Annotated in this window: 7 protein-coding genes; all 7 read right to left on the bottom strand. The window is 70.3% G+C overall.

Features of this window, described 5'->3' with window-relative positions; all coding sequences use genetic code 11:
* Positions 1-34: 34 nt before the first annotated feature.
* Positions 35-5,353 (bottom strand): pullulanase-type alpha-1,6-glucosidase, encoded by a 5,319-nt coding sequence (gene pulA / locus ACWV17_RS28000; protein WP_455361870.1) that lies wholly within the window; start codon positions 5,351-5,353, stop codon positions 35-37.
* Between the two features lie 91 nt (positions 5,354-5,444).
* On the bottom strand, positions 5,445-7,130 hold the full coding sequence (locus ACWV17_RS27995) for a carbohydrate-binding module family 20 domain-containing protein (protein WP_455361869.1): 1,686 nt from the start codon (positions 7,128-7,130) through the stop codon (positions 5,445-5,447).
* A gap of 317 nt (positions 7,131-7,447) precedes the next feature.
* Positions 7,448-8,515 (bottom strand): LacI family DNA-binding transcriptional regulator, encoded by a 1,068-nt coding sequence (locus ACWV17_RS27990; protein WP_455356323.1) that lies wholly within the window; start codon positions 8,513-8,515, stop codon positions 7,448-7,450.
* Positions 8,503-10,173: a glycoside hydrolase family 13 protein gene (locus ACWV17_RS27985; protein WP_455361868.1), complete on the bottom strand. Its 1,671-nt coding sequence runs from the start codon at positions 10,171-10,173 to the stop codon at positions 8,503-8,505. The genes ACWV17_RS27990 and ACWV17_RS27985 overlap by 13 nt, the downstream gene beginning before the upstream one ends.
* A gap of 55 nt (positions 10,174-10,228) precedes the next feature.
* Positions 10,229-11,140, bottom strand: a complete 912-nt coding sequence (locus ACWV17_RS27980; protein WP_455356321.1) for a sugar ABC transporter permease — start codon at positions 11,138-11,140, stop codon at positions 10,229-10,231.
* A 22-nt stretch (positions 11,141-11,162) separates the two neighbouring features.
* Entirely contained in the window at positions 11,163-12,164 is a 1,002-nt protein-coding gene (locus ACWV17_RS27975; protein WP_455361867.1) for a carbohydrate ABC transporter permease, read from the bottom strand.
* A gap of 116 nt (positions 12,165-12,280) precedes the next feature.
* Entirely contained in the window at positions 12,281-13,552 is a 1,272-nt protein-coding gene (locus ACWV17_RS27970) for an extracellular solute-binding protein (RefSeq protein WP_455361866.1), read from the bottom strand.
* Positions 13,553-13,685 lie beyond the last annotated feature (133 nt).

Below are 13,685 nucleotides of genomic sequence, written 5' to 3'. Positions count from 1 at the left end.
GCCGTCCGGCGACGGCACCGCGGCAGCGGCAGGCTCAGCCCCGCTCGAACACGGCGACCGTGCGCCCGGGGACGGTGAAGGTGCCCGAACTCCTCTCGTACGAGGCCTCCTTGGCGGTGGCGTCCGCGCCCGCCGACTGCACCGGGTGCAGCGCGTACGACCGGCCCGCGAGCGTACCGACGCGCTGGGTCTGCGCGGCCGGGGTCGCGTTGAAGACCACCACCAGGTCACCGAGGGCCATGGTGATCACGCCGGGGGTCTCGTCCTTGCCGGAGAGCGGGAAGGACAGCGCGGACTGCACCTCGGACGTGGAGGACAGGCTGAAGACGGGCTCGGTGGTGCGGATCTTCAGCAGGTCCCGGTACGCGGCCGAGGCACCGGTGATCTCCGGGCAGCCGGCGGTGACCGTGGGAGCGGTCAGCAGCGGCCTGGCGAAGGGCCACTTGGACTTGTTGTCCGCGGCGGGCGGCAGACCCCGGCCGAAGCCGTTGCCGGCGCGGCAGTCCCAGTGGATCGCGTTGAACCAGTCCCCGCTGTCGTAGGAGTTGCGGTCCAGGGACTTGGAGCGCAGCAGGTCCGTCCCGGCCTGGGAGAGCGCCGGGCCCTGCGAGAGCGCGGCGGTCGCCATCGCCAGAACCTGCATTCTGGCCCGGTCGGCGGCCTTCACCGAGTGCGGCAGTTTGAAGGCGAGCGCGTCGTACAGGCTCTCGTTGTCGTGCGCGTCGGCGTACGCGAGAGCGTCACCGGGGGCGGCGGCGTAGCCGGCCGGGGCGCCGTTGTAGTCCACCTCGGAGCCCTTGACCGTGCGGCCGGCGGTGTCGGTGAAGGTGTACGCGGCCAGGTTGCCGCTCAGGCCCACCTTGATCAGGTCCTGGTAGTGCAGCAGCCGCGCCTTCTGGGCGGCCGGACTGCCATTGACGGAGGAGGAGTTGGGCTCGGTGAACAGTCCCGAGCCGAAGCCCTGGACCCCGGGGTCCTCGTCGAACGGCCCGCCGCCGCGCACCGCGTCCCGGGCCCGGTCGGAGAAGGTGGCGATGCCGGTTCCGGCCATGTTCTTCTGGGTGGCCTGGACGAAGCGGGCGTCGTCGGCGATCTCGCCGAAGTTCCAGCCCTCGCCGTAGAGGATGATCTTCTTGCCGTCCACGCCGTCCTTGGCGAGGGTCAGGGAGTCGAGGGCCTTGCGCACCGCCAGGATGTTGGCCTTGGGGTGGTGGCCCATGAGGTCGAAGCGGAAGCCGTCGACCTTGTACTCCCGCGCCCAGGTGACGACGGAGTCGACGACGAGCTTGCCCATCATGGCGTTCTCGGGCGCGGTGTTGGCGCAGCAGGTGGAGGTCGCGACCGTGCCGTCGGCGAGCAGCCGCTGGTAGTAGCCGGGAACGATCTTGTCGAGGACGGACTTGTCGGCCTGGCCGCTCGCCACGGTGTGGTTGTAGACGACGTCCATGACGGTCCGCAGACCGTTCGCGTTCAGCCCCTGCACCATCCGCCGGAACTCGACGGTGCGCCGGGTGCCCTCGGGGTCACTGGCGTACGAACCCTCGGGCACGGTGTAGTGCAGCGGGTCGTAGCCCCAGTTGTAGGCGTCCTTTGCCGCGGTCTTCGCCACGCACTCCTGCTGCCGGTCGGAGTCGGGGGCATGGGAGGCGAGGTCGCAGTCGGGCTCGGCCTGGTCGGACTTCTTCTCCGGGATGGTGCCGATGTCGAAGGCGGGCAGCAGGTGGACGTACGAGGTGCCGGCCGCGGCGAGCTTCCGGAGGTGCTTGACGCCGTCGGAGTCCTGGTCGGTGAAGGCCAGGTACTGGCCGGGGTGCCGGGAGGTGCGGTCGGCGACCGAGAAGTCGCGGACGTGCAGCTCCTGGATCTGCGCGTCACGCAGCGGGGTGGCCGCCGGCTTCTTCAGCCCCTGCCATCCCTTCGGCGCGAGCTTCGGGTCGGCCAGGTCGACGACCAGGCTGTGCTTGGAGTCGGTGGTCAGCGCGGTGGAGTAGGGGTCGGTGACGTGGTTGGTGACGACCTTCTGGACGCTGGGCGCCCACACCGTGACGGCGTACCGGTACTGCTTTCCGGTCCAGCTCCGGGGGCCGGTGACGGACCAGACGCCGCTGCCGCCGTCCCGCTTCATCGGGACGGTCTTCCCGTCGAGTTCCAGGGCGACCCGCTGGGCGGTCGGCGCCCAGACGGACAGAGTGGGACGTCCCTTGCCGAACACCGGTCCGAGCTCCGCCCCGGTCGCGGCGCCGGAGTAGAGGTCGTCGAGGACGCCGGGCGTCTGGACGCCGGTGGCGGCGAGCAGCGCCCCGTTGGCGGCCCGCTGGGTCGCGATCAGCTGCCCCTTGAGGGCGTCACGCACCCGGTCGCGGTCGCGCGGGTCGACGGTGAACGCCGGATAGCCCTTCAGATGCGGGTACTTGGCCTGCTGTGCGTCGGTCAGGGCGCCCGGGTTGAGCCGGAGCCACTGCCCCTCGTGGGAGAGTGCGCCGTCCTTGACCGTGATGCCGCCGCCCGGCGCGTAGACGAGCTGCTGGCTGGTGGCGTCGGTCGCCTTCACCTTCCAGGCAACGGTGGTTCCGTCGATCCACTGCGCCTCGGCCTTGGTCAGGTCCAGGGAGGGCGCGCCGCCGACGGTCGGCAGCAGGTACTTCGGCTTGCCGGCCAGCAGCCACACCTCGTGCCCGAAGGTGGCGAGGTCGAGCGACTGGTCGCTGGGGAGGTCCTTCTCGTCCCCCTTGTGCAGGATGTAGCTGAGCGAGGTCGCGCCGGCGGCGAGCGGCACCTCGAAGGTGACGCCGTACGCGTCCTTCTTCACCGGCTGCAGCGGCTTGGACCAGTCGGTCGGGTTCGCGGCGCCGGTCCAGGTGTGCAGGCCCCAGCCGTCGTAGTCGCCGCCGGCCCGCTGGTAGTGGAGTACGGCCTTGGTCTTGTCCTGCGGCGGGTACGTGCCGTCGGGGGCCTTCTCCGCCTGCCCGTCCTTGCCCTGCTCGATCCAGACCTCGCCGGTCCGGCCCAGGGTGACCGTGCGCGCGGGCCCGTCCGGCGTACCGCCCTTCTCGACGGTGTACGAGAGCGTGGACGCGCCGTCGGGGACCTTGACCCAGGCGAACGCGCCGTACGCGTCGCGGCCGGTGAAACTCCCGCTCAGGTCACCGGACCTGAGCTGCCAGCCGTCGTAGTCGCCGTCGGCCCGCCGGTAGTGCACGACCGCGTACTCGCGCTCGACGGCCGTCGGCTTCTCGGGCGCCGGGGCCTGCCCCGCCGTCGTCGAGGCGAGGGCGCTCGCGGTGCGGCCCGCGCTGTCCACCACGACCGCCTTGTACCGCAGCGGGGTCCCGGCGGCGACCGTGTCGTCGATGTACTGGGTGATCCGGTACGGGGCGTGGTCGACCGAGCCGAGGGTCTTCCACCTGCCGTTGCCGGTCTGGGCGGCGAAGACCACCCGGTTCAGCTGTCCGCCGTCCACGTCCGCCGCGATCTCGACGGTGCCGGTGGCGCCGGCCGCCGGGGCCTTCAGGGTGACGGAGGGCTTGGTGGCGGGCTCGGCCAGCGGCTTCGCCGCCCGGAGTACGACGGAGGAGAGGGCGGGTACGGTGACGGTCACCTTCTTGTCGGAGCCGCTGCTGACGGTGCCCGAACCGCCGTACAGGGTATGGAAATCGGTGCTCGCGGAGCCGGTGGCCAGTTCCACGGTCCTCGGCGTGGCCGCGTTGTTCACGGCGACCAGGTACTCGGTCTGCCGCTTCGCGTCCGTGCGTGAGAAGGCGTACACGGAGCCGGCCGCGAGGCGCTCCGTCTGGACGCCGTCGCGCAGCGCCGGGTGGTCCTTGGTGAGCTTCGACAGTGCGGCGATCGACCGGTACACCGGGTGCGCCGGGTCGTACGCGTCCGTGGCGTGCGTCCGGTCCGTACCGAGCTGGTCGTCGTCCAGGTAGTCGGCCGTCTTCGACGCGAAGAGCGTCTGGCGGGCGTCCTTGTCGCCGCCGGCTCCGGTGAAGCCCTGCTCGTCGCCGTAGTAGACGACCGGGTTGCCCCGGCCGAGGAACATCAGCTCGTTGGCGAGCCGGGCCCGCTTCACCAGCTCGGCGTCGTCGGCCCCGGGGTTGTCCTGGCGCAGGAAGGTGCCGATGCGGCCCATGTCGTGGTTGCCGAGGAAGGTGACCTGCTCATAGGCGTTGGCCTTGTCGGTGGCGTAGCGGTAGTCGTCCGCGAAGACCTTGGCGAGCCGGTCGGCGGGGGCGCCCTGGGAGGCGTACGCGCGGGCCGCGTCCTGGAAGGGGAAGTCGAGGGTCGAGTCGAGCCGGCCGCGCGTCACATAGGGCGAGGTGATGGCGGTGTCCGCCGAGTACACCTCGCCGAACATGAAGAAGTCGTCGCGGCCGCGCTTGGCGGCGTACGCGTCCAGGGCCGTCGCCCACTGGGTCCAGAAGTCCAGGTCGACGTGCTTGACGGTGTCGACGCGGAAACCGTCGATGTCGAAGTCGCGGACCCACTTCTGGTAGATCCGCTCCATGCCCCGCACGACCTCGGGCCGCTCGGTCCACAGGTCGTCGAGGCCGGAGAAGTCGCCGTACTCGCTGCTCTCGCCCGCGAAGGTCGAGTCACCGCGGTTGTGGTACATGGCCGGGTCGTTGAGCCAGGCCGGGACCTTGGTCTCGCCGGTGCGCGGCTGCGGGGTGTACGGGAAGGAGCCGGTGTCCACCTTCGCGGTGACGGAGGGCCGGTCGTCGAAGGGGCGGCCGTCCCGGTCGAGGTACGGGTAGGCGCCCTTGGGGCGGTAGCCGTACTTCTTCTCCGCGTAGTCGACGGTGTCGGCGGTGTGGTTGGTGATGACGTCGAAGAAGACCTTCATGCCCTTGGCGTGGGCCTTGTCGATCAGCTTCTCCAGCTCGGCGTTGGTGCCGAAGTGGGGGTCGACCTGGGTGAAGTCGGTGATCCAGTAGCCGTGGTAGCCGGCCGACGCGTCCTTGCCCGTGCCCTGGACGGGCTTGTTCTTGAAGATCGGGGCCATCCAGATGGCGGTGGTGCCCAGGCCCTTGATGTAGTCGAGCTTCTCGGTCAGGCCCTTGAGGTCACCGCCCTGGTAGAAGCCCTTGTCGGCAGGGTCGTGACCGGTCTCCAGCCGCGAACCGGTCAGTCCGCCGCGGTCGTTCGCGGTGGAGCCGTTGGCGAACCGGTCCGGCAGGACGAAGTAGAACTGCTCGCGGGTCAGATCGTGCCGGGCGGGTTCGGCGGCGAGCTTCGCGTCCGAGGGCGGAGCGGGAGGTTCGGCCGACGCCGCCGGTACGGCGGGTGCGAGCGTCGCGCACAACGCGGCGACGGCGACGCCTGCGGTTCTGCGCAGGGCAGGGCGTATCAAGGGGATCTCCTCGTTCGTACGAGAGGGAGGGTGCCGCCCGGCACAGCGGGGAGGGTGCCGGGCAGCCGTAACAGGGGCCTGTCGGGAACCGTCAGGCGCGCCAGGTGTCCGTCAGCGTGACCTTGCCGGTCGCCGGCACGGTGGCGGTGCGGTTGGCCCCGCTCTCCCAGGTGACGTTTCCGCCGGCGTCCTTGCGGATGTACTTGTACTCGAACGCCGTCCCCGCGGGCAGGGCCACGTCCAGCTTCCAGACCGGGTAGCCCGCCGGGTCCAGCTTGAGCGCACCGGCCGTGTTCCAGTTGCCGAGGGCGGCCTGGTTGCCGGTGACGTAGATGTTCTCGCCGGGCACGGTGGTGGCGTTGACGCCGAACGACGCTCCCGCCGCGCTGGAACCCCCGCCGCAGGTACGGGCGCCCACATGCAGCGCGACGGCCGTGTGCGCACCGAGGGTCCGGGTGAACTGGCCGGAGCCGTTCACCGTAACGCCCGTGCCGCTCTGGACGTCGCAGTAGTCACCGGCGGGCAGCGAGGTCTGGAAGGTGCGGGTCAGCGGGGACCCCTCGTGGTTGATGGCCACGTACGCCTTGCTGCCGCGCCCGAAGGCGATGCGGTCGCCGCCGTTGTCCCACCAGTTCGTGACGCCCTGGCCGCGCGCCGCGTTCCGGAAGGCCACCATCGACGCGATCTCGCGCCAGGCGTGCTGGCACTTCCAGCCGTCGCGGTAGCAGGCGGCCACCGTGCCGCCGTTCGGCGGTCCGGCGTCCTTGTCGGTCCACTCGTACCCGGAGTGCACATCGGGCGAGCCGTATGGCCAGGCGAGCATGAAGACGCTCGCGAGCGTGTACGTCGCGCCGTCCTTGTAGCTGAGGGTGTCGCCGCCGCGCTCGGTGTCGTGGTTGTCCACGAAGACGGCGGACTTGCCGCTCTCCATGAAGCCCCAGCCCTCGCCGTAGTTCTTCAGGTATGCGAGGTTCTCGTTGTTGAAGACCTGCTTGAGGCCGCGGGCGTAGCGGAACTCCTGGACGTCGCCCGAGCCGAGGTACTCGCTCGGCGAGACGGCCTCGCCGGCGCCGTGGATCGCCTCGTGCTTCCAGTACACCCCGGGGTTGCTCAGCCGGCTCTTGATGGCGGCGAGGTCCGTGGCGGGCATGTGCTTGGCGGCGTCGATCCGGAAGCCGTCGACGCCGAGCGACAGCAGGTCGTTCAGGTAGGCGGCGATCCGGCCGCGTACGTAGTCCTCGCCGGTGTCGAGGTCGGCGAGCCCGACCAGTTCGCAGTTCTGTACGTTGCCGCGGTCGCCGTAGTTGGTGATGTGCGACCGGCAGTCGTCCAGGTCGGCCCCCGAATAGACGCCGGGGTAGTCGTACTTCGTGTACGACGAGCCTCCGGTGCCGGTGCCGGTCGCCGAGGCCATGTGGTTGATCACGGAGTCGGCGACCACCTTGACGCCGGCCGCGTGGCAGGTGTCGACCATCCGCTTGAAGGCCGTCCGGTCACCGAGGCGTCCGGCGATCCTGTAGCTGACGGGCTGGTACGAGGTCCACCACTGGGCGCCCTGGATGTGCTCCTGGGGCGGGGAGACCTGGACATGGCCGTAGCCGGCCGGGCCCAGGGTGTCGGTGCACGCCTGCGCGACCGAATCGAACTTCCACTCAAAAAGGACGGCCGTGACGTCCTTGTCTCCGGGCGGCGCCGCCTGAGCGGCGTCCGCCGGTGCGACCACCGCGACCGCGGCGCCCGCCACAAGGGCGAGGGCGGCGGCGAGGAATCTGGCCATGTTTCCTCCTGCACGAGCATGGGGGGGAGGGTGCGGGTGACGGTGCAGCCTCGAGACAACGCGCCATGCCCGGAAGGCTTTTGGTGGTTCTTGCTGCAAGACGGCAGAAAGTTATTGCGGTCGAGACCGTACGAGCCGCCGAGTTCCGGGTCAACCCTTTGGACGCACTCGCGTCACGCAGGGGAAATCTTGCCGCCTCATCCCTGCAATCTCTTTCGCAAGCCTTGCAGGGGTGCTACTTTCAGCCATGACTCCGGGCCGGCCGGCCGAGGGTCCGGCCGGCCCGGGTCCACGCGCCCGGCCGGCCGGTCCGGGCCCTACCGGCGCGCCTGGGCGGTGGAGCCGCGTACCACCAGTTCCGGCTGCAGCACGTACTCCGTGCTCTCCACCGGACTCCCCTGGAGCTCCTCCAGCAGCGCGCCGACCGCCGCGGTCGCCATCGCGTTCACCGGCTGCCGGACCGTGGTCAGCGGCGGGTCGGTGAACGCCACCAGCCGCGAGTCGTCGAAGCCGACCACCGAGAGGTCGTACGGCACGTCGAGACCGCGCTCCCGGGCCGCCCGGACCACGCCGAGGGCCATCATGTCGCTGCCGCAGACGATGCCGGTGCAGCCCTTGTCCAGCAGCGAGCCGGCCGCCGCGTGGCCTCCCTCGACACTGAACAGGGTGCGCTGGACGAGCTGTTCGGCAGCGGCGGCGGTGTACCCGAGGATGCTGCCGAGCGCGTCCGTGAACCCCTCGATCTTGCGCCGGGCGGGCACGTAACGGATGGGGCCGATCGCCAGGCCGATCCGTTCGTGCCCCTGCTCGGCCAGATGGTTCACGGCCATCCGCATCGCCGCCCTGTCGTCGGCCGAGACACAGGGCGCTTTGATGTGCTCGCTGTACCCGTTGATGAGGACGAACGGGACCCCGCGGCTCGCGAGTTCGGCGTACCGCGTGTGATCGGCCGCGGTGTCGGCATGCAGTCCGGACAGGAACACGATGCCGTTGACGCCGCGTTCCTGGAGCTGCTCCACCAGCTCGTCCTCGGTCGCACCGCCGGGCAGCTGTGTGCAGAGCACCGGGGTGTAGCCGTGGCCGGCCAGGACCTGCTCGACCGCCTGGGCGAAGGCCGGGAAGATCGGGTTGGTGAGCTCCGGGGTCAGCAGGCCGATGAGGCCCGCGCTGCGCTGCCGCAGCCGTACGGGCCGTTCGTAACCGAGCACGTCGAGAGCCGCGAGCACCCGCTGACGGGTACCGCTGGCGACCCCCGGCCTGCCGTTCATCACGCGGCTGGCGGTCGCCTCGCTGACGGAGGCCTGTGCGGCGATGTCCGCGAGCCGCGGGGCGCCGCCGGTCTGGACGGCGGCGCCCCGCGACGGGGGAATCGTCACACCGCCCACCACACAGCGGTGTCCGCGGGCAGTTCGGCCTCGTCGCCGGCCGGGGCGACGGCCGCGCTGGCCAGCAGGACGCGGCCGGGGGCCGGGATCCGTACCGGCGCGCCCGTCGTGTTGACCGTGCAGACGAAGCCGTCCTCGCGGGCGAAGGCGAGCACGCCCTCGGGTGCGTCGAGCCACTGGACGGCCTCGCCCGCGCCGAGTCCGGGGTGCTCGCGGCGCACCGCGAGCGCGCCGCGGTACAGCTCCAGCGTCGAGTCCGGGTCACCGGTCTGCACCTCGACGCTGAGCCCGGCCCAGCTGTCGGGCTGCGGCAGCCAGCTGCCGCCGGCGCCGAACCCGTACGACGGACCGCCGGCGGTCCAGGGAATCGGCACCCGGCAGCCGTCGCGGAAGCCGTCCTGCCCCTCGGTGCGGCCGAAGGCCGGGTCCTGACGGACCTCGTCGGGCAGGTCGGTGACATCGGGGAGGCCGAGCTCCTCGCCCTGGTAGAGGTACGCGGACCCGGGCAGCGCCAGCATCAGCAGCGTGGCGGCACGGGCCCGGCGCAGGCCCAGCTCGCGGTCGCCCGCCTCCCGTATCTGCGTGCCGGCCGGCGGGCCCGCGAAACGGGTGGCGTGCCGCGTCACATCGTGGTTGGAGAGCACCCAGGTGGCCGGGGCGCCGACGGGCCGCATCGCGTCCAGCGAGGCGTCGATGACCTCGCGCAGTTCTGCGGCGTCCCAATGGGTGCCCAGGTACTGGAAGTTGAAGGCCTGGTGCAGCTCGTCGGGGCGTACGTAGTGGGCGGTGCGCTCGACGGTCGGAGTCCAGGCCTCGGCCACGGCGATGCGGTCGCCGGGGTACTCGTCGAGGATCCTGCGCCAGGCGCGGTAGATCTCGTGGACGCCGTCCTGGTCGAAGAAGGGCATGACGTCGTTGCCGAGCAGCTTCAGCTGTTCGGTTCCGCCGATGTCGGGCAGGCCGTCGGCCTTGACCAGGCCGTGGGCGACATCGATCCGGAAGCCGTCGACGCCCATGTCCAGCCAGAAGCGGAGGATCGACCGGAACTCGTCCGCGACGGCCGGGTGGTCCCAGTTGAAGTCGGGCTGCTCGGGTGCGAAGAGGTGCAGGTACCAGTCGCCGGGGGTGCCGTCGGGGTTCGTGGTGCGGGTCCAGGCCGGGCCGCCGAAGATGGACTCCCAGTCGTTGGGCGGGAGTTCGCCGGCCACGCCCTTGCCGGGGCGGAAGTGGTAGCGCTCCCGCAGCGGGCTCGCCGGGCCGTCGCCGAGGGCGCGCCGGAACCACTCATGGGCGTCGGAGGAGTGGTTGGGCACCAGGTCGACGATGATGCGCAGGCCGAGTTCGTGTGCGTCACGGATGAGCGCGTCGGCGTCGAGCAGCGTGCCGAACATCGGGTCGATGGCCCGGTAGTCGGCGACGTCGTAGCCGGCGTCGGCCTGCGGGGAGGCGTAGAAGGGGGAGAGCCAGACAGCGTCGACGCCGAGTTCGCGGAGGTACGGCAGCCGGCTGCGGATGCCCGGGAGGTCGCCCATGCCGTCGCCGTTCCCGTCGGCGAAGCTGCGCGGGTACACCTGGTAGATGACGGCGCTTCTCCACCAGTCCGCGCGGGGCGCGGACCGGTCGGCGGTGCGGTGGGCGTCAGCCAGGTACTGGGTCATTCTCGGTCCCTTTGGATGCTCGGGAGCTGGGTGCGGCGTTCGGGCGGGGCGTACGTCAGGACTTCGCGGCGCCGGCGGTGAGGCCGGTGACCAGGTGCCGCTGCACGAGGTAGAAGACGAGCGCGGCGGGGAGGGCGATGAGCACGGAGGTGGCGGCCATCAGGTCCCACTGGGTGTCGTACTGGCTGACGAAGGTGGTCAGACCGATGGCCAGGGTGTACTTGTCCTCGCTCAGCATGAACACCGAGGCGTACGCGACCTCGGCCCAGGCGGTGAGGAAGGTGTAGAAGGCGGCGACCGCGAGACCGGGCCGCGCGAGCGGCAGGATCAGCCGGTAGAAGGTGCCGAACGGGGTGAGCCCGTCGACCCGGCCCGCCTCGTCGATCTCGTGCGGGATGGTGTCGAAGTAACCCTTGAGCAGCCAGGCGCAGTACGGGATGGCGGTGGTGCAGTACACGAGGATGAGCGCCCCGTAGGTGTCCAGCAGGCCGAAGTTCGCCACGATGTTGTAGAGCGGCACCATCAGGATGGCGACCGGGAACATCTGGGTGACCAGGAAGGTCCACATCAGCTGGCGGTGGCCGGGGAAGCGCATGCGCGAGACGGCGTAACCGGCGCTGGCGGCGATGAACACGCCGAGCACACAGGTGCCGAGGGCCACGATCATCGAGTTGGCGAACCACTGGAGGAACTGGGTGTCGCCCAGGACCGCCGAGTAGTTCTCGAAGCTGATCTTCCCGGCGATGCTCTCCGGGTGCAGGAAGTCGGTCTTGTCCGGGCCGAGCGAGATCCAGGCGATCCAGGCGACCGGGAAGAAGGCGATGAAGCTCGCCACGAGCAGCGTGGCGTGGATGGCGAGCGAGGCACCGCGGCCGCGCTCGCCGCGGCGGCGGGCGGTGGCACGCTTGCCGGGGCCGGCGGGCGGGGCGGCGTCGGCCGCCGTGGCACGTTCGATGGTGGTGCTCATGTCAGTGGCGTCCTTTCGTGATTCAGACTGCGGACTGCTCGTTGCGAGCGAGCCAGCGCCGGTAGAAGGAGGCGAAGACGATGAGCATCGACAGGATGATCACGCCGTACGCGGCCGATCCCGCGTAGTCGCGCGGGTCCTGGCCGAAGCCGAGGCGGTACGCCCAGGTGACGAGGATCTGCGCCTCGGGGGCGCCGGTCCCGCCGAACAGCAGGAAGATCACGACGAACTGGTTGAAGGTCCAGATGACGCCGAGCAGGATCACGGTGGAGCTGACCGAGCGCAGGCCGGGCAGCGTGACGTGGCGGAAGCGCTGCCAGGGGGTCGTGCCGTCCATCTCGGCGGCCTCGTACAGGTCCCCGTTGATCGACTGCAGTCCGCCGAGCAGCGAGACCATCATGAAGGGCACGCCGACCCACACGTTGACCATGATCGCTGCGACGCGCTGCCAGAGGACCTCGCTGAGCCAGGCGGGCTGGGGCAGGTGCAGCCAGCCCAGCGCGGTGTTCAGGATGCCGCCCTCGTCGGCGAGGATCAGCCGCCAGGAGAAGACGGTGACGAAGGTGGGCACGGCCCACGGCAGGATCAGCACCAGGCGGTAGAAGGTGCGGCCGCGCAGCTTGCGGTTGAGCAGCAGCGCGAGGCTCAGTCCGATGCCGTAGTGGAAGGCGACGCAGATGATGGTCCAGGCGATCGTCCAGAGGAAGTGCGGCCAGAACCGGCCGTCGGCGCCGGACAGGATCTCCGTGTAGTTCTCCAGGCCGACCCAGGAGAAGGAGTCCGGGATCTTGTTGACGCCGATGGTCCGGCCGATGTTCTGGCTGTTGGCGTCGGTCAGCGACAGGTAGATGCCGCGGGCGAGCGGGTAGAGCACGAGGGCGCCGAGGACGACGACGACCGGGGCCACCATGGCCCAGGCGTACCAGTGCTTCTCGTAGGACAGCTTCATACGGGCGAAGAGCCCGGGGCGCGGGGCGTCACCACGCCCGCCCTTGGGGGCAGCGCCCTCGACGGCGACGGTCATCTTCGGCACCTTCTCGGCAGATCTCTGCGGGGGGGTCGGTTCATCGATGCGGCAGTTCATCGACGCGGCAGTACGGCCGGCCCGCCCCCGTCAGGAGGGGCGGGCCGGCCGAGGCCTCAGGAGTAGTCCGGGAGCAGCTTCTTGTAGGACTTGGCGGTGTCGTCCAGACCCTGCTGCGTGTTCACCTTGCCCTGGAGGACCTTCGTGACGTTGGTCTCGAAGTCGGTGTAGAGCGAGCTGTAGCTCGGGTCGGAGCCGCGCGCCTTGCCGGACTCGGCGAGCACCGTCTGCATGTCGGCGAAGCCGGGCAGCGCCTTGACCTCGGCGGTGTAGGCGGAGGTGCGGGTCGGCAGGGTGCTGTTCTTCACCGCGATCTTGGCCTGGGTCTCACCCGAGGTCATGAAGCCGACAAACTTCTGCGCGGCCGCCTGGTGCGCGGCGTCGGCACCGGCGTACACGGAGAGGTTGTGGCCGCCGATCGGGGCGCCCTTGCCGGCGGAGCCGGCCGGGACGGAGGAGATGCCCAGGTTGGCCTTGTCCGTGAAGGCGGCGCCCTTGTAGATGTTGGTGAGCTCCCACGGGCCCTGGACGATCATCGCGACCTTGCCGCTGGTGAAGGCGTCCTGCATGTGGGCGTAGGAGTCGGCGGAGACATCGAGCTTGGCGACACCGTCGGCGGCCAGAAGGCTCTTGCTGGTGTCGATGGCCTTGACGGCCTGGGCCGAGTTGACGGTGATCTTCTTGCCGTCGGAGTCGATCAGGTCGACGCCCTCGCCGTAGAGGAACGGCATCTGGTAGTAGCCGGCCTTGTTGAGCCAGAAGCCCTCGGCGTCGGTCTTCGCCGCGACTGCCTTGGAGACGGCCTTCAGCTCGTCCCAGGTGGCGGGCGCCTTGTCGAAGCCGGCCTTCTTCAGCAGGTCCTTGTTCCACATCAGCGCGAGGGTGTCGGTGACGATCGGCGCGCCGTACGTCTTGCCCTCGTACTGGGCCTGCTTGAGCAGCGCCGGGGTGATGTCCTCGGAGTTCTTCAGCGCGTCGGTGCCGTCCAGGGGGCTGAGGAACTGCGACTTCGCCCAGGAGCCGGTCCAGCCGACGTCGGCGCGGATGATGTCGGGAGCGCCCTTGCTGCCGGCCGCGGTCTGGAACTTGTTCTGCGCCTGGTCGAACGGGACGTTGACGTAGTTGACCTTGATCGTGGGGTTCGCCTTCTCGAACTCCGCGATCATCGCCTTGTACGTCGGCGCCTCGTTCGTCGCGTTCGAGGTGTCCCACCAGGTCAGGGTGACCGGGCCGTCGGCCTTGCCGCTCTTGTCGCCATCGCCACCGCACGCCGTCGCCGCCAGTGCGAGGGCCGCAACCAGCGCGGTGGCCGCTATGCCACGCCGCATGTGAACTCCTTCAGAGATGCCCGAGATGGCGGGGGCGGCCTGCGCCCCCCTGCCGACCGCTCCCTCGCGGCGCCGGGTTCGGGCAGGAACGTAACAAGGATGCAAGACCGCCGAAAGACCTTGCGGCAACTTT

It is taken from the genome of Streptomyces mabaensis (assembly GCF_053763515.1).
The sequence above is the reverse complement of the archived record's forward strand: the minus strand, read 5'-3'. Positions and strand labels throughout refer to the sequence as shown.

Excerpts from the sequence above, each read along its gene's own strand:
- ACWV17_RS27985 (WP_455361868.1), bottom strand. The coding sequence starts at position 10,173 with ATGACCCAGTACCTGGCTGACGCCCACCGCACCGCCGACCGGTCCGCG.
- ACWV17_RS27970 (WP_455361866.1), bottom strand. The coding sequence starts at position 13,552 with ATGCGGCGTGGCATAGCGGCCACCGCGCTGGTTGCGGCCCTCGCACTG.
- ACWV17_RS27995 (WP_455361869.1), bottom strand. The coding sequence starts at position 7,130 with ATGGCCAGATTCCTCGCCGCCGCCCTCGCCCTTGTGGCGGGCGCCGCG.
- ACWV17_RS27975 (WP_455361867.1), bottom strand. The coding sequence starts at position 12,164 with ATGACCGTCGCCGTCGAGGGCGCTGCCCCCAAGGGCGGGCGTGGTGAC.
- ACWV17_RS27980 (WP_455356321.1), bottom strand. The coding sequence starts at position 11,140 with ATGAGCACCACCATCGAACGTGCCACGGCGGCCGACGCCGCCCCGCCC.